This is a genomic window from Vibrio sp. OY15 (assembly GCF_000742455.1).
GTDB lineage: Bacteria > Pseudomonadota > Gammaproteobacteria > Enterobacterales > Vibrionaceae > Vibrio > Vibrio alginolyticus.
Genome location: NZ_JPIL01000009.1, coordinates 524,274 through 540,840 on the forward strand (window position 1 = coordinate 524,274; position 16,567 = coordinate 540,840).

General features: G+C 46.4%; 13 protein-coding genes. 11 read left to right on the forward strand and 2 right to left on the reverse strand.

Annotated features, from left to right (window positions below):
- Positions 1-39: 39 nt before the first annotated feature.
- Together IJ23_RS12770 and IJ23_RS12775 are read right to left on the reverse strand one after the other, a co-directional pair.
- The gene (locus tag IJ23_RS12770) at positions 40-1,209 is read right to left on the reverse strand and encodes an isovaleryl-CoA dehydrogenase (protein WP_033906445.1); all 1,170 of its coding nucleotides are present in this window, start codon (positions 1,207-1,209) and stop codon (positions 40-42) included.
- A 45-nt stretch (positions 1,210-1,254) separates the two neighbouring features.
- Positions 1,255-1,641, reverse strand: a complete 387-nt coding sequence (locus IJ23_RS12775; RefSeq protein ID WP_005373242.1) for a MerR family transcriptional regulator — start codon at positions 1,639-1,641, stop codon at positions 1,255-1,257.
- Positions 1,642-1,850: 209 nt separating this feature from the next.
- Between IJ23_RS12775 and IJ23_RS12780 the strand changes: the two genes are divergently transcribed.
- From IJ23_RS12780 to betA, 11 genes are all read left to right on the forward strand, one after another.
- Positions 1,851-3,029 carry a thiolase family protein gene (locus IJ23_RS12780; RefSeq protein WP_033906446.1) on the forward strand — a complete coding sequence of 393 codons (1,179 nt, stop codon included), beginning with the start codon at positions 1,851-1,853 and terminating at the stop codon, positions 3,027-3,029.
- 70 nt (positions 3,030-3,099) lie between these two features.
- Entirely contained in the window at positions 3,100-4,593 is a 1,494-nt protein-coding gene (locus IJ23_RS12785) for a CoA-acylating methylmalonate-semialdehyde dehydrogenase (protein WP_033906447.1), read from the forward strand.
- A gap of 93 nt (positions 4,594-4,686) precedes the next feature.
- Positions 4,687-5,841 (forward strand): acyl-CoA dehydrogenase family protein, encoded by a 1,155-nt coding sequence (locus IJ23_RS12790; RefSeq protein ID WP_005373226.1) that lies wholly within the window; start codon positions 4,687-4,689, stop codon positions 5,839-5,841.
- A 49-nt stretch (positions 5,842-5,890) separates the two neighbouring features.
- Positions 5,891-6,667 (forward strand): enoyl-CoA hydratase, encoded by a 777-nt coding sequence (locus IJ23_RS12795; protein WP_005382662.1) that lies wholly within the window; start codon positions 5,891-5,893, stop codon positions 6,665-6,667.
- Between the two features lie 10 nt (positions 6,668-6,677).
- Positions 6,678-7,808, forward strand: coding sequence for an enoyl-CoA hydratase/isomerase family protein (locus tag IJ23_RS12800; RefSeq protein WP_033906448.1), 1,131 nt, complete (start codon positions 6,678-6,680; stop codon positions 7,806-7,808).
- Between the two features lie 19 nt (positions 7,809-7,827).
- Positions 7,828-8,724 carry a 3-hydroxyisobutyrate dehydrogenase gene (mmsB, locus tag IJ23_RS12805; protein ID WP_033906449.1) on the forward strand — a complete coding sequence of 299 codons (897 nt, stop codon included), beginning with the start codon at positions 7,828-7,830 and terminating at the stop codon, positions 8,722-8,724.
- A 9-nt stretch (positions 8,725-8,733) separates the two neighbouring features.
- A complete protein-coding gene (locus tag IJ23_RS12810; RefSeq protein WP_033906450.1) occupies positions 8,734-9,492 on the forward strand; it encodes an SDR family oxidoreductase in 759 nt (252 codons plus the stop codon).
- A 463-nt stretch (positions 9,493-9,955) separates the two neighbouring features.
- Positions 9,956-11,977, forward strand: a complete 2,022-nt coding sequence (locus tag IJ23_RS12815) for a GGDEF domain-containing protein (protein ID WP_033906451.1) — start codon at positions 9,956-9,958, stop codon at positions 11,975-11,977.
- A gap of 605 nt (positions 11,978-12,582) precedes the next feature.
- On the forward strand, positions 12,583-13,182 hold the full coding sequence (gene betI / locus IJ23_RS12820) for a transcriptional regulator BetI (RefSeq protein ID WP_017820329.1): 600 nt from the start codon (positions 12,583-12,585) through the stop codon (positions 13,180-13,182).
- 18 nt (positions 13,183-13,200) lie between these two features.
- Complete coding sequence (betB, locus tag IJ23_RS12825; RefSeq protein WP_033906452.1) at positions 13,201-14,661, forward strand: betaine-aldehyde dehydrogenase; 1,461 nt, start codon at positions 13,201-13,203, stop codon at positions 14,659-14,661.
- A gap of 180 nt (positions 14,662-14,841) precedes the next feature.
- Positions 14,842-16,557 (forward strand): choline dehydrogenase, encoded by a 1,716-nt coding sequence (gene betA, locus IJ23_RS12830; protein ID WP_005373209.1) that lies wholly within the window; start codon positions 14,842-14,844, stop codon positions 16,555-16,557.
- Positions 16,558-16,567: the final 10 nt, after the last annotated feature.

The window sequence follows — 16,567 nt, forward strand, 5'->3', positions numbered from 1 at the left end:
AGGAAGTTGTTTCGAGTTCGAACCGCCTAGGTATGATGATTAGGCGCTTTCGTTAAACAATTCGCGACCAATAAGCATGCGGCGAATTTCTGAAGTGCCCGCACCGATTTCATACAGCTTGGCATCTCGCAACAAACGGCCCGTATCAAACTCGTTGATGTAGCCGTTACCGCCAAGTAGTTGAATCGCATCCAGTGCCATCTTGGTTGCCAGCTCTGCGCTGTAGAGGATCGCGCCAGCAGAATCTTTACGTGTGGTTTCACCGCGATCACAAGCGGCAGCGACGGCGTAAACATACGCTTTAGCGGCATTCATTTGTGTGTACATATCCGCGATTTTTGCTTGAACTAGCTGGAATTCACCGATGGATTTACCGAACTGTTTACGGTCGTGAATGTAAGGCACAACGATATCCATACACGCCTGCATGATGCCAAGTGGGCCGCCTGCAAGCACCACACGTTCGTAGTCGAGGCCGCTCATCAATACTTTCACGCCTTGGTTTTCTTCGCCGAGAATATTTTCCGCAGGGACTTCGCAGTTTTGGAAGACCAGCTCACACGTATTCGAGCCGCGCATACCCAACTTGTCGAGTTTTTGTGCTTGAGTAAATCCAGGGAATCCGCGTTCCACAATAAATGCCGTGATGCCTTTGGAGTGCTGGCTTGGGTCGGTTTTTGCGTAGACAACATAGGTGTGTGCATCAGGGCCGTTTGTGATCCACATTTTGTTGCCGTTTAGCAGGAAAATATCGCCTTTACGTTCGGCTTTAAGCTGCATAGAGACCACATCAGAGCCGGCGCCGGGTTCACTCATTGCAAGGGCGCCGATATGTTCACCGGAGATGAGCTTAGGTAGGTATTTCTCTTTTTGCGCTTGTGTGCCGTTACGGTGGATTTGGTTGACGCAAAGGTTGGAGTGAGCGCCGTAACTTAACGCAACCGAAGCGGATGCTCGGCTGATTTCTTCCATAGCGATAACGTGGGCGAGATAGCCCATGCCTGCACCACCAAACTGTTCGCTGGTGGTCACACCTAAAAGACCCATGTCACCTAATTTGGACCAAAGATGGTTTGGAAAGTCGTTAGTTTGGTCGATAGATTGCGCTAGCGGCGCAATTTCTCTTGCAGCAAAACTATTGATTTGCTCGCGAAGCAAATCGGTATTTTCGTCATAAACAAAGTTCAGGGAAGAGTAGGTAGATTTCATTGCGTGTCCTTGCCTTTACGTCACCTACATCCCAGAGTTGAGGTGTTAGGTGACTTTTTCGCCTTTCATGGATCTCAGTGTGTTTTGGCATCGCAACTGCGCAGCATTTAACTCCATCATTACCGCTTGAATGTCGTTTGCTTGCTGTTGCAATGCTGCCTTCTTCTCTTCGATCAACCGAATCATATAGTTCAACTGCTCAGTACTTTGATCGGTATCGTAGAGTTCAAATAACTCTTTGATATCTGCAAGAGAAAAGCCCAATCGCTTACCTCGCAAAATCAGTTTTAGTCTAATTCGATCACGACCATTGTAGATTCGAGTGTTGCCTTTACGTTCTGGAGTTAGGAGACCTAAATCTTCGTAGAAGCGAATGCTTCGAGTAGTAATGTCGAACTCTTTCGCGAGCTCGCTGATCTTAAATGTGTTCATTCCTTAACCTTACGACTTTCGTATAACATTTACATGAATATACAATTCGTTAACGTTAAAGTAAACAAACAACATTCACTCTTGAGCCTTGATATCACTCGCATTTACTCGAAATCAAAGAATCACTCGAACAAACAATAACCTCAAACTTGACGTTAACGTAAATGTTAGTATAGTTATGACGTAAACGTCAACAAAAGGTTAATGGAATGAAAAATGAAACATGGATTGTTGCCGCTAAGCGAACGCCTATCGGCTCTTTTCAAGGTGCATTAGCTTCAACAGATGTCACGGAACTCGGTGCGAAAGCCATTCAAGGGGCGCTAGCCGAAAGCCAACTCGATGTGCACAAAATAGACGAAGTGTTGATGGGGTGCGTTTTACCCGCCGGTGTGGGGCAAGCGCCTGCAAGACAAGCAAGCCTTAAAGCTGAAATGCCACAATCGATTGGTTGTACGACACTGAACAAAGTTTGTGGATCGGGTATGAAAACCGTGATGCTGGCATATGACCTTATTCAATCTGGTAATGCGCATGCTGTCATCGCTGGTGGCATGGAAAACATGTCGTCTTCTCCTTATCTATTAAAGAAAGCGCGTGATGGTTTCCGTTTAGGTCACGAGCAAGTGCTTGATCACATGTTTTATGACGGTTTGCAGGATGCCTACCAAGGCGAGCTGATGGGTGTCTTTGCAGAACAGACGGCGCAAAAGTATCAGTTCAGCCGTGAAAGTATGGATGCCTGGGCGCAGCAGTCGGTGACTCGTGCGCAGCAAGCAATCGAACAAGGTTTGTTCAAAGAAGAGATCGTGCCCGTTAACGTAAAAAGTCGACGCGGCGAAACCTTGGTTGTAGATGATGAGCAACCGAGCAAACTCGACGTCACTAAAATTCCTACCTTACGCCCTGCGTTTGCCAAAGATGGCGGCGTAACCGCAGCAAACTCTAGTTCCATTTCGGATGGTGCGTCGGCAATGATCTTAGTCGATAGTGAGTTTGGTCGTCAGGAAAACCTTCAGCCTCTAGCCAAAATTGTCGCGTACAGCACGCATGCAAGACAGCCTGATGAGTTCACCATCGCACCAGTCTTCGCGATTGAATCGCTGCTGGAAAAAACGGGCTGGGACAAATCAGACGTGGACCTTTGGGAAATCAATGAAGCTTTTGCTGTCGTGACTCAATACGCGGTGAAAGCTCTCGAACTGAACGAGAGCAAAGTGAACCCTCGCGGAGGGGCTTGTGCGCTGGGGCATCCAATAGGCGCAAGTGGCAATCGAATCCTTGTCACTTTGATTCATGCGCTAAAACAAACTGGTGGTAAGCGTGGCGTTGCATCGCTTTGTATTGGCGGCGGCGAAGCTACCGCTATCGCGATTGAAATCTGCTAAATCACTCTCAACAAAGTTTCACTTACATAACAGTAGTCAGTAACAAGCTGAAAAATACAAGGATGTCATCATGACAGAACAAGTAAAGCAGTATATCGGTGGTGAATTTGCCATCTCCGATTCAAAACAATGGCTAGATGTAACCAACCCGGCAACCAACGAAGTGATTGCACAAGTACCTTGTGCCACGGAATCGGAAATGAATGCGGCGATTGCCAGCGCAACAGAAACGTTCAAACGCTGGAAAGAAGTTGCAGCGCCGGAGCGTGCTAGATTGATGTTGCGCTACCAACATCTGTTAAAAGAGCAACACGATGAGTTGGCGATACTGCTTTCAAGTGAGACAGGCAAAACCCTCGCGGATGCAAAGGGTGACATTTGGCGCGGAATTGAAGTGGTAGAGCAAGCTGCAAACATTTGTAGCTCAATGATGGGCGAAACGGTTGAGAACGTCGCGACCAATATTGATGGTTACTCTTACATTCAACCGCTCGGCGTTTGTGCTGGCATTACACCGTTTAACTTCCCTGCGATGATCCCATTGTGGATGTTCCCGATGGCGATCGCTTGTGGCAACACCTTTGTTTTGAAGCCGTCAGAGCAAGTGCCACTAACGGCAATGAAACTGGCGGAGCTGTTTGAACAAGCTGGCGCACCAAAAGGCGTATTGCAAGTTGTTCACGGGACCAAAGAGCAAGTCGACCGCATTCTGACTGATCCAGTTGTTCGTGCGATCTCTTTTGTTGGCTCTGTGCCCGTTGGTGAGTACATCTACAAAACAGGTACAGACAACCTGAAACGCGTGCAGTCATTTGCAGGTGCTAAGAACCACATGGTCATCATGCCGGATGCAAACAAACAGCAAGTCATCAATAACCTAGTTGGCGCGTCAGTTGGTGCTGCAGGCCAACGCTGTATGGCGATTTCGGTTGCCGTATTTGTCGGCGAAACCAAAGAATGGATTCCAGAGCTTAAAGAGGCGTTAGCTCAGGTTCAGCCTGGCGCGTGGGATGATGAAACCGCCGGTTATGGTCCGCTGATTAGCCCTCAAGCGAAGCAGCGAGTGGTGAATCTGATTAATGAAGGCAAAGCGTCAGGCGCGAATTGTGTTCTGGATGGAACAGACTGCCAAGTGCCTGGCTTCCCGAACGGTAACTGGGTGGGGCCAACACTGTTTACCAACGTGACCACAGACATGTCGATTTATCAGGAAGAAATTTTCGGGCCTGTGCTGTTAACTATGGAAGTGGATGACCTAGATGAAGCGATTAAACTGATCAATGCAAACCGCTTTGGTAATGGTACGTCTATTTTTACGGCGAACGGCGCTGCCGCGAGAAAGTATCAACACAATATCGAAGTAGGTAACGTAGGCATCAACGTGCCGATTCCGGTGCCATTGCCATTTTTCTCATTTACTGGGTGGAAAGGCAGCTTCTACGGCGACCTGCATGCTTACGGTAAACAAGCGGTTCGCTTCTACACCGAGACGAAAACTGTCACCGCGCGTTGGTTTGAAGATGACATTCCAAGCGGTCCAAACATGACCATTCAACTTAGCTAATTACTGGATTAGCGACACCTCTAGCCAAGCGCCACCGTTTAAGTGGGCTTGGCTCGGATACAAATGCAACGAATTAGACCTTAGGACTTCAAGATGGATTTTGAATTAAACGAAGATCAACTCGCGTTTGCCGAAGTAGCAAAGCAGTTTGCAGACCAAATGTTAGCGCCTCATGCGGCCGAGTGGGATGAAAACCATCATTTCCCTAAAGATGTACTGCGTCAAGCTGGTGAACTTGGTTTTCTGAGCATCTATACGCCGCCAGAGCATGGTGGCTTGGGGTTATCTCGTTTGGATGCGGCGATCATTTTCGAGCAGTTGGCTATGGGTTGTACCGCGACTACTGCGTTTATGACCATTCACAACATGGCGACGTGGATGATCACCAGCTTTGCCAAAGCCGAAGTGGCGCAGCAGTTTAGCGCGGATCTAATTTCGGGTGAAAAGCTCGCTTCCTACTGTTTAACCGAACCTAATGCAGGCTCTGACGCCGCTTCACTGACGACCAGTGCAGTGCGTGACGGCGATGAGTTTGTCCTGAATGGCGCAAAAGTGTTTATCTCTGGTGCGGGTGATACGGACGTTCTTGTCGTGATGGCGCGTTCGTGCGGCGAAGGAGCGGGTGGCGTTTCTGCATTCGTTGTTCCTGCTGATTGCGAAGGCATTAGCTACGGTAAAAAAGAAGCCAAAATGGGTTGGAACTGCCAGCCAACTCGCATGATTACCTTCGAAAATGTTCGTATTCCGGCTGACTATCTGTTGGGTGAAGAGGGAGAAGGCTTTAAGTTCGCCATGCTTGGCCTTGATGGTGGTCGAATCAATATCGCTACTTGTTCCGTCGGTACTGCGCAACAAGCACTGAACGAAGCCAAGCAATACATGAACGAACGCAAACAGTTCGGCCGTTCACTGGCGCAATTTCAAGCGTTGCAGTTCAAGCTTGCTGATATGGCGACTGAGCTGGTCGCTGCGCGTCAAATGGTGCGACTCGCTGCCGCTAAACTCGATGCCCAGCACGCAGAAAAAAGTGCGTACTGTGCCATGGCAAAACGCTTTGCTACTGATGTGGGCTTTAAAGTCTGCGATCAGGCGCTGCAAATTCACGGTGGCTATGGCTACATAAAAGAATATCCAGTCGAGCGCCATTTCCGAGACGTTCGTGTTCACCAAATTCTTGAAGGTACCAACGAAATCATGCGTCTGATCGTCGCAAGACGATTACTAACGGAAGGCGTTGAGCTGCTTTAGTCAGCGAGACACAGCCTTACCTAAAGAAATTAAAAAGGACTGAAAGATTATGACGGCACAAATCAAATTAGAGCGCGAAGCGCATATTGCCAAGCTCACGATTAGTAATCCGCCAGCGAACACTTGGACGCTTGAGTCTTTGAATCAGCTAAAAGAGTTGGCGATTGAACTTAGCAATGATCGCTCTATTTATGCGTTGGTTTTAACAGGCGAAGGCGAGAAGTTCTTTTCTGCTGGAGCAGATCTTAATAACTTTGCATCGGGTGATAAATCACAAGCAGCAGACATGGCGTTCGCATTTGGTGAAGCGTTTGAAGCGCTGTCTGCATTCGATGGGGTTTCTATCGCAGCGATTAATGGCTATGCGATGGGCGGCGGTCTGGAAGTGGCGATGGCGTGTGACATTCGTATCGCAGAAGAACAAGTACAAATGGCACTTCCTGAAGCATCGGTAGGTTTGTTGCCGTGTGCGGGTGGGACGCAAAACCTGACCGCGTTGGTAGGTGAAGGTTGGGCGAAGCGTATGATCCTGTGTGGCGAGCGTGTGACGGCCGAGCGAGCGGAAAAAATTGGGTTAGTCGAAGAGGTGGTGGCGAAAGGTCAAGCACTCGAAGCGGCTATGGAGCTAGCACAGCGTGTTGCAGGTCAATCACCGAAATCTGTGTCTGCGTGCAAAACGCTCATTCAAGGTCGACGCAGCCAAACTCATGCAGCTGGATTGGTTTTGGAGCGTGAACTGTTTTTACAGCTGTTCAATACACAAGATCAGACTGAGGGTGTGAATGCGTTTTTGCAAAAGCGCAAGCCACAATGGACAAACAGCTAGCGGAGGCCAAATGACAGGTACAGTAAATGTTTCAAAGCTTAAGTGCGCTGATGGCTCTGTTATTGGTGTGCTAGAGCTTGATAACCCAGCAGCTCTCAACGCGTTGAGTTACGTGATGATTGAGAAGTTGTACAAACAGCTTAATGAATGGCAAACGGACGACAGCGTCATCGCGGTATTCTTGCATGCTCAAGGTGAAAAAGCGTTTTGTGCTGGTGGTGATATTCAAGCGATCTACCGTGCACTTGAAAACAAAGAGCAAGACTTTGATTCTGCGTTTTCAGCGATGGAAACCTTCTTTGACCTCGAATATCGCTGTGACCATCTTATTCATACTTATCCAAAACCGATCATCGCGTGGGGACATGGTTATTTGATGGGCGGGGGAGTTGGCCTGTTTATGGGTGCCAGCCATCGCGTAGCAGAAACCACCACACGCTTTGCAATGCCAGAGATTAAAATTGGCCTTTACCCAGATGTAGGCGCGACGTACTTCCTGAACCAGTTGCCAAAACATTTGGCACTGTTCTTAAGTTTGACGGCTTGTCAAATTAACGCAACAGATATGAAAGCGTTGGGGTTAAGCCAATGGATTGCACAGCCAGAAAACAAGCAAGTGCTGCTGGATCTGCTTGCATCGGTAAGTTGGAAAGGTGAAGCGAACATCAACGAAAAAATCGCCACTACGCTGCGTTCGGTACACGTGGACGAGCCAACCGAAGGGATGTTGATGCCCTATGCGGAATTGATTGAGCAGTTATGTTCGGGTGACTTAGCGTCAATTGTTGATGCAATCAGCCGTGCTAACGTTGATAACAAGTGGTTCGTCAATGCGCAGAAGTCACTGAACTATGGCAGTCCGTTGTCGCTCAGTATCACTTATCAGCAGTTAACGCAGTATCAAAACCTCTCTTTGAAAGCGTGTTTTGATATGGAATTTAACCTAACACTACGTTGTGGCTTAGAAGGTGATTTTAGAGAAGGGGTTCGTGCGCTGATTATTGATAAAACCAATCAACCGACTTGGCAACATCGCACGGTTTCTGACGTAACGCCACAAGTTTTGGAGCGCTTCTTCTCGCCAATTGACTCAGCAGAATACCCACTGACCGCATCGTCGGTAGCTATAGCGGCACTTTAGTACAAGGAAGAAATACGATATGGACAAAATTGCATTTATTGGCCTTGGTAACATGGGTGCGCCTATGGCTAAGAATCTACTTAAAGCGGGCTTGAACGTCGAAGTATTTGATTTGAACCCAAACGCAGTTGAGGAGTTGACCGCATTGGGCGCTTCAAGTGCCGATTCCGTTCAGCAGGCAGTACAAGGTGTTGATGTGGTTGTCACTATGCTGCCAGCGAGCCAACACGTTCAAAGCGTTTATCTTGGTCAAGATGGCATATTAGATAGCGTCGAATCAGGCACCTTGCTGATTGATTCATCCACCATCGATCCTGCGACTGCTCGTTTGGTTGGCGAAAAAGCATCGCAACTTGGTATAAGTTTTGTTGATGCACCAGTATCTGGTGGCGTTGCGGGCGCAGCAGCAGGTACGTTAACTTTCATTGTTGGCGGCTCGCAAGAGAACTTTGTTCAAGCCAAAGCGGTGCTTAGCCACATGGGTAAAAACATCTTCCATGCGGGCGATGTTGGAGCTGGTCAGGTCGCGAAGATCTGCAATAACATGATGTTGGGCATTTTGATGAGCGGCACCTGTGAAGCACTAAATTTAGGGATGGAAAACGGACTCGATCCCAAAGTGCTTTCCGACATCATGTTGCAAAGTTCAGGGCGTAACTGGGCGCTAGAGCTTTATAACCCTTGTCCAGGTGTGATGGAAAATACGCCTGCAAGCAATGGTTATCAAGGCGGCTTTATGAGCCAGTTAATGGCTAAAGATCTGGGTCTTGCGATGGAAGCGGCGGTTGCCAGTCAAACATCAACGCCAATGGGCAGCTTGGCTCGTAATCTGTTTAATTTTCACAACGGTCAGGGCAACGGGCAAAAAGATTTTTCAAGCTTGTTTGAGTTCTACCAAAAGCAAAATCAGGCCTAAGGAGCGCTTATGGAGTTAGCAAATAAGGTCATTGCGATCACGGGGGCAGGGCAGGGGCTGGGTAAACAAATGGCACTGTCACTGGCGGAAAATGGCGTTCATCTTGCGCTTATCGACCTCAATTCAGAGCAACTGGCTGAAACGAAAGCGGAATGTGAATCTCTCGGCGTTACCGCTCGTTTTTATGTGACAAACGTGACTGACGAACAGCAGGTGTGCACTGCTTTTGAGCAAATTGAGGCAGATTTCAAGCAGCTCAATGGCGTTATCAATAACGCAGGTATTATGCGTGATGGTATGTTCATTAAAGTCAAAGATGGTCAGGTTAACACGATGTCGCTGGAACAATTTCAGTCTGTTCTAGATGTGAATGTAACAGGCACTTTCCTGTGTGGCCGTGAAGCGAGCAAGGTAATGCTGAACACCGATAGCAAAGGGGTTCTGATCAACATATCCAGCGTTGCGCGTGCCGGGAATATTGGTCAAACCAACTATTCAGCATCTAAAGCGGCGGTAGCCACCATGGCAACGGTGTGGGCGAAAGAGTTAGGGCGTTTCGGAATTCGCTCAGTGGCGATTGCTCCGGGTGTCATCAAAACTGCCATGACAGACCAAATAAAACCTGAAGCGATGGAACGTTTAATCGGAATGATTCCGGTTGGACGTTTAGGTTTGGCGGATGAAATTTCATCGACCATAAAATACGTGTTAACCAACGAATTCGTGACCGGACGAGTGTTTGAAGTCGATGGCGGAATGCGAATGTAACCCCCTCTGCAACATAAAAAAAGGGGAGCGAGTTTGATTGTCCGCTTCCTTCCACTTTCTTCTTTCTTTTATTGCTTCTATCTGAAAAATGTATTGGATGCATGGTCGACTGCTATCTCATCGAACGGTATAAAAATTGATTCTATTTCTTATGTGAATGGTTAGTTCTATATTGCTTGTCATGTAAATGTATCAACTCACAACTAAGACGATCTTTTGTCTCACTAACGAGATCGTTATTCTTGGTGTGTAAAAAACACTCTCATTGGTTGTATTGTGACCGAAAACTATTTCGGCATCTAAAGATGGTGATTTATTATTCAGCGCAAAATACATGGGAATATGAGGCTGACTGAATAACCTTCAGTTGTCTTAATAATAAATAATCAGAATTCTCAATTACACTGAAGTAACTACCCATTAGGGAAGAGCAATAATGTCACTATTTCATTCGCTTAGGACGATGCCGCTATTATTGGGGTGTCTGTGTTTTTCTGTTCAGGCCTCCACAGAAAAGGTGGAACAGGAAGGTAAGTTTTTACAGTCGTTAGAAGGCATCGAAAATCAAATTTACGCATTACCTCAGAGTTCTTTAGCTTTGATTGAAGCGTTAGAAGAAGAGTCTTTGCTACAAAACCAACCAACAGCGCTGTTGGTGCGTTACTGGCTTGCCAAGGCCACGGTTTTAGAGCTGCTAGGGCGCGTAGAAGAGAGTCAGAGTGTCGTTCAAAAAGGATTGGAGCTTGTGCGTCCACAGAGCCATGAGTATCTCCTGTTTAAGTTGATTCAGATGCGAACTATGGTTGGAAAGAGCGATATCGATACCGCGCTTTCTGCGTTGGATAGCTTGTTGGAAACATCGCGTGAGAATGGTGATAAGCAACTTGAATCAGAAATCCTGTTGCTAAAAGGACGCTATTACGATGAGCAAGGTGAGTTTAAAAAATCTTATGCTGCACTTATGTCGTCCATGGATGCGGCTGAATCTTCAGGTGTTCACGGGCTGGTCGAACGTGCAGCACTAGAGCTAGGTGACGTACTTGTCAAAATTCAGGGTTACGACCGATCTGAGGCGCTTTTGGAACAAGCATATCGCTATTTTAGGGATAGGCGTATGTCGTTCAATGAGTTGTTGAGCGTTTTGACGATAGCGAAACTTCATAAAGCACAGTTCCAATACGAAGAGGCGATAGCGTCATATCAGCGAGCGTTAAAGCTGGCTCAAATTATCGGTGATGGACGCTTTAGATTTCGAGTTAACCTTGAACTTGCAGCTTTATATCGCGAGACGAATCAAGAAAAGAAGATGGTTAACCACTTGAAGCTGGCGGAGAATTTACAGTACAGAGAAACGTCTAGCGCGTATTTGGCAACATTTAAGTTGTTACAAGCCGAATATATGTTAGAGCAGCAGCAATTTGAAATACTTTTAGCGATGATCGCGCCAATGCTGCCGGAGATTATAGAGAGTCGATACGTCAAGCAACAGCAAATGGAGCTACTAAAAGTCGCCGCTATGGCCTATGCGGGGAGCAATGACTTTAAACTAGCATTCGAAACTTACGGTAACTATCACGATAAATTTATCCAATTTAGTAATCAAAGAGAAGTTGAAAATCTTGAGCGCCAGCAGACGTTATTTGAATTGGAACGACTTGAATATGAGAACGAAGATCTCAACTGGAACAATGTGTTGCAGCGTATGGAGCTAGAAAATAACCGTCGTACTTTTTACTTATTGGGTGAAGCGCTACTTGCGCTCATCGGTGTTCTATTTTTGATGGCGGTAGTATTTCTCGTCGTCAATCGCTCGCGTTTGAGAATGCGTCGCCTCGCAAAGACAGACACATTGACAGGGTTGTTCAATCGCCGTTTTTTAGAGGACTGGTTCACTAAGCCAGTAGAAGTGAGGCGTGAGCGAAAAGAGAAACCGGTACCTCAATCTAAGCAAGAAAAGATACAACACTTTGTTTTTGAGCAAGTCGAGCAAGTTAAGTACGGTTATCTAGCTTTAAATAAATGGGTAGATAGCAAACTCGATAAACAGAAAATGGTGCCAAATAAACCACAATCGGGGCCAGTAACTTTAGCGTTAATCGATGTGGATTATTTCAAGCAGGTAAATGATACCTATGGGCATGTGTTTGGAGATACCGTACTAACGGGCGTTGCCAAAGTGTTGGAGGAAACTGTACGTGAGAACGACATTGTTGCTCGCTTTGGTGGGGAAGAGTTTGTTGTTGTTATGCCCAATACAGACCATAAAAACGCCCTTATTACTGCAGAACGTTTACGTAGCGCTTTATCCCTACATGGCTTTGTTACGGAACAGAAAGAAGAAGTGAGAGTGACCTGTAGTTTTGGAGTCGTTACCACTAAAGATAATGAGATGAGTTTTAAATCACTTTGCGATCAGGCCGATAAATTGCTTTATCAAGCGAAAGCGAACGGACGCAACTGCGTGAAAGGTCGCTCGCTAGCGTAACAGAAATCAAGAGTTCAGGCTCATCGCACGATGAATCTGAACTTATCCCTCCCATTTACTTTGATAGCCAAGTGACTTTGAGATCCTTGCTTCGAATATAAAACGCTGAATCTAACATCTTAAAGTCACTTGGCGATATTACTTAAAAATGGCTTAAGGATATCGAATCGCATATTCATGGCGTTCAATATAACCTCTCTCTTTGCCTTCTTCACCTTCAAAGTGCGAATGCCACTTGTGTCTACAAAACTATAACAAACTAGTGTGTCTATTCTTTGTACAAATAAACCGTGTACAGGTGAAATGATTAGTGGTCGATATAAATTTTTTGTGGCACAGATTTTTGTTGTTCAAAAATCAACTCGTTCATAATCGTTTTAAAAATAGAGTAAGAGTTAAGTATTTGATTTTGTTTTTCTTGTTTGTTTGTTCTTAAACTAAAATCTAGTTATCCCGACAAGTTCTTACCGAGCGATTTTTCGTACACCCTCAACTTTTCATCCTTTTTTACTAACATTTTTCTTTAAAAATAATTTGAGTTCGAATTAATTTTCAGGCATTTTATATTTAACTAACCGTTCAATTAAAAATAACAGGGACGCAAAATGCCAAAGGTGGGGATGCCTGAAATCAGAAAACCGCAGCTTGTGAAAGCGACAATGTCAGTGATTGATAGAGTCGGTTTACACGCGGCGAGTATTTCGTTAATCAGCAAAGAAGCCGGTGTATCAACGGGGATTATCAACCACTATTTCGGTGGTAAGCACGGATTGCTGGAGGAAACGATGCGAGAAATCTTGCGTCAGCTTTCGTCCACTATCACACAGAAGTTACGTGAGCTGCCAAGTGATGCTCATCACCAAAGAATTAATGCAATCATTGACGGTAACTTTGTCGGCTATCAGGCAGAAAACCAAGTTGCTAAGACTTGGCTGGCGTTTTGGTCGTACTCAATGCATGACGAGCAGCTCAAGCGTTTACAGCGTGTCAACGAACGACGTCTATTGTCCCACCTAAGAAAAGAACTCAAAGCATTATTAAATGCAGAGCAGGCTGAATTGGTTGCTCATGGTATTGCATCACTTATTGATGGAATTTGGCTGCGCGGAACGCTCAACCCGCAAGGCATTGATGCAGAAAGAGCGAGAATCATCATCAACGATTATCTCGAAAAACAACTTACGTTTTATTCTGAAAAAATATAAAAGTTACAGGTCTTCAAAATGGAAATGAAAGCACACTATATCAATGGTGCGATGTACGACGGGTGTTCAGATGAACACTTCACCACTTACAATCCGGCGAATGGTGAGCCATTGGCCAACATTAAACAAGCGAACCAAGACGATCTTCAAGCAGCGATTGAATCGGCAAAGAAAGGTTTTGCTGCATGGTCGGCGATGACTGCGATTGAGCGCAGCCGTATTTTACACAAAGCCGTTGCCATTTTACGTGAGCGTAATGACGAGCTGGCTGCATTGGAAGTGGCAGATACTGGTAAGCCCATTCAAGAAGCTATCGCAGTTGATATAACAACAGGTGCCGATGTTCTTGAGTACTACGCTGGCCTTGCTCCAAGTCTACAAGGTGAACAGCAGCCACTCAGCGACGATCAGTTTTTCTATACACGTCGTGAGCCATTGGGCATTTGCGCGGGTATTGGCGCTTGGAATTATCCAATTCAAATTGCGATGTGGAAATCGGCGCCAGCACTGGCTGCGGGCAACGCAATGATCTTCAAGCCATCAGAAGAAACACCATTAACGGCGCTTAAGCTCGCCGAAATTTATTCAGAAGCGGGCATGCCAGATGGCGTATTTAATGTCGTGCAAGGGGATTACCGAGTAGGACAGATGCTAACGGCGCATCCTGATATCGCAAAAGTGTCATTCACGGGTGAGTCAGGCACCGGTAAAGTCGTCATGAGTGACAGCGCTAAGACACTAAAACAAGTAACGATGGAGCTTGGTGGTAAGTCTCCACTGATTATTTTTGATGATGCGAAGTTAAACGATGCCGTTTCTGCGGCCATGGTGGCGAACTTCTACACCCAAGGTGAGGTTTGTACGCACGGTACACGTGTATTTGTCCATGAAGGTATTTATGACGACTTTATCGCACAGCTTAAAGCCCGAACCGAGTTGTTAGTCGTCGGCGATCCGCTTGATGAGAACACGCAAATTGGCGCGCTAATCTCCAAAGATCATGAATCGAAAGTTCTAGGAGCGATTGAAGCCGCGAAAGCGAGTGGCGCGACGTTACTCACTGGCGGCTACAAAGTAACAGACAATGGCCTAGCTAATGGTAACTTTGTTGCTCCAACCGTATTTGTCGATTGCGATGATGACATGAACCACGTTCAACAAGAAATCTTTGGCCCGGTAATGTCAGTTCTGAAATTCCGCGATGAGTCGGAAGTGATTGCGCGTGCAAATGGCACCGATTATGGCTTAGCGGCAGGTGTATTTACTCAAAACCTATCTCGTGCGCACCGTGTGATCCATCAAATTCAAGCGGGTATTTGTTGGGTGAACACATGGGGTGACTCACCTGCGGAAATGCCAGTTGGCGGCTACAAGCAATCAGGTGTTGGCCGTGAAAACGGAGTCGAAACCCTTAAACATTACACACAAACGAAGAGTGTTCTGGTTCAGCTAAGCGACTTCGAAAGCCCTTACAAATGATACTACTCATAGTAGATAACTGACCACTTTAGCTTGTTAAAATGCTCGATAACTACGTTGTCAATTTTGATTGTAGGTTAACTACTTATCAAAATTTCCGCCTTGTTCTCAAGCATTTTTCCTACGCTAATTTCGTTCACTTATCTACGGTGATGAGTATTAACTCCTAGGAGAATAAAAATGCAACAACACTACGATTACATCATCGTCGGTGCGGGTTCGGCCGGCTGTGTGTTAGCGGATCGCTTAAGTGAAAGTGGTCAAAATTCGGTCCTATTACTCGAAGCGGGTGGGTCGGATAAAAGTATTTTTATCCAAATGCCAACGGCGCTTTCTTACCCGATGAACACTGAAAAATACGCGTGGCAGTTTGAGACGGTTGAAGAGCAAGGGTTGGATGGTCGCCAACTTCATTGCCCTCGCGGAAAAGTTCTGGGCGGTAGCTCATCTATCAACGGCATGGTTTACGTTCGCGGACACGCTTGTGACTTCGACCAGTGGGAAGAGGAAGGCGCGAAAGGCTGGAACTATCAGTCGTGTTTGCCTTATTTCCGTAAAGCAGAGTCTTGGATTGGTGGTGCTGATGAATATCGGGGCGATCACGGTCCAGTCGGCACATGTAACGGCAACGATATGAAGCTCAACCCGCTGTACCAAGCTTTTATTGATGCAGGCAAAGAAGCGGGCTACCCAGAAACAAAAGATTACAACGGTTATCAGCAAGAGGGCTTTGGTCCAATGCATATGACCGTCGACAAAGGCGTGCGCGCTTCAACCTCTAATGCATACTTAAGCCGTGCTAAAAAACGCAAAAACTTCACCCTAATGAAGAGGGTGACGGTTCATCGAGTTTTATTAGAAGAAACGGGTGCAGAAGGAAAGAAAGCGGTAGGCGTTGAATTTGAAAAGTCAGGTTCAATTCAGCAATGTTTTGCGAATAATGAAGTGATTTCGAGTGCGGGTTCGGTTGGCTCCGTTCAGCTGTTGCAGCTTTCAGGCATTGGCCCTAAGGCAGTATTGGAAAAAGCGGGCATTGAGGTGAAACACTCGTTGGAGGGGGTAGGTAAAAACCTGCAAGATCACTTAGAAGTGTACTTCCAATATCACTGTAAGCAACCTATCACGCTCAACAGCAAATTAGGTTTGGTGAGCAAGGGCTTGATTGGCACTGAGTGGATATTAACTCGCAAAGGCCTTGGTGCTACTAACCACTTTGAATCGTGTGCATTTATCCGCTCTCGAGAAGGGCTAAAGTGGCCAAATATTCAATATCACTTCTTGCCAGCGGCAATGCGTTATGACGGGCAAGCTGCTTTTGATGGTCATGGTTTCCAAGTGCACGTTGGACCTAACAAGCCAGAAAGTCGCGGGTCGGTCGAAGTTGTCTCTGCGAATCCGAATGATAAGCCGAAGATTGAGTTTAACTACATTTCCACTGAACAAGATAAGCAGGATTGGCGTGATTGTATTCGCCTTACTCGCGAGATCCTCAATCAGCCAGCCATGGATGAGTTTCGTGGGGATGAGATCCAACCCGGTCTGAACATCACAACGGATGAACAGATTGATGAATGGGTGAAGCAAAACGTCGAGAGTGCTTACCATCCATCTTGTACCTGCAAAATGGGCGCAGATAATGACCCATTAGCCGTCTTAAATGAGCGATGCCAAGTACGCGGTATTCAAGGCTTGCGTGTGGTGGACTCTTCTATTTTCCCAACCATTCCGAACGGTAATTTAAATGCGCCAACGATTATGGTGGCAGAACGCGCCGCGGATATGATTTTGGATAACGCCCTAGAAACGTCGAACAACGTACCAGTTTGGATTGCACCGGACTGGCAAGAGATGCAACGAATGCATCCGCCAAAAAGAGATCTCGATTCGATCTCATAAAATGAAAAAG

Coding starts and splice junctions, on each gene's coding strand:
- IJ23_RS12770 (WP_033906445.1), bottom strand. CDS start 1,209: ATGAAATCTACCTACTCTTCCCTGAACTTTGTTTATGACGAAAATACC.
- betI (WP_017820329.1), top strand. CDS start 12,583: ATGCCAAAGGTGGGGATGCCTGAAATCAGAAAACCGCAGCTTGTGAAA.
- IJ23_RS12775 (WP_005373242.1), bottom strand. CDS start 1,641: ATGAACACATTTAAGATCAGCGAGCTCGCGAAAGAGTTCGACATTACT.
- IJ23_RS12785 (WP_033906447.1), top strand. CDS start 3,100: ATGACAGAACAAGTAAAGCAGTATATCGGTGGTGAATTTGCCATCTCC.
- IJ23_RS12795 (WP_005382662.1), top strand. CDS start 5,891: ATGACGGCACAAATCAAATTAGAGCGCGAAGCGCATATTGCCAAGCTC.
- IJ23_RS12800 (WP_033906448.1), top strand. CDS start 6,678: ATGACAGGTACAGTAAATGTTTCAAAGCTTAAGTGCGCTGATGGCTCT.
- IJ23_RS12810 (WP_033906450.1), top strand. CDS start 8,734: ATGGAGTTAGCAAATAAGGTCATTGCGATCACGGGGGCAGGGCAGGGG.
- mmsB (WP_033906449.1), top strand. CDS start 7,828: ATGGACAAAATTGCATTTATTGGCCTTGGTAACATGGGTGCGCCTATG.
- IJ23_RS12780 (WP_033906446.1), top strand. CDS start 1,851: ATGAAAAATGAAACATGGATTGTTGCCGCTAAGCGAACGCCTATCGGC.
- IJ23_RS12815 (WP_033906451.1), top strand. CDS start 9,956: ATGCCGCTATTATTGGGGTGTCTGTGTTTTTCTGTTCAGGCCTCCACA.
- betB (WP_033906452.1), top strand. CDS start 13,201: ATGGAAATGAAAGCACACTATATCAATGGTGCGATGTACGACGGGTGT.
- IJ23_RS12790 (WP_005373226.1), top strand. CDS start 4,687: ATGGATTTTGAATTAAACGAAGATCAACTCGCGTTTGCCGAAGTAGCA.
- betA (WP_005373209.1), top strand. CDS start 14,842: ATGCAACAACACTACGATTACATCATCGTCGGTGCGGGTTCGGCCGGC.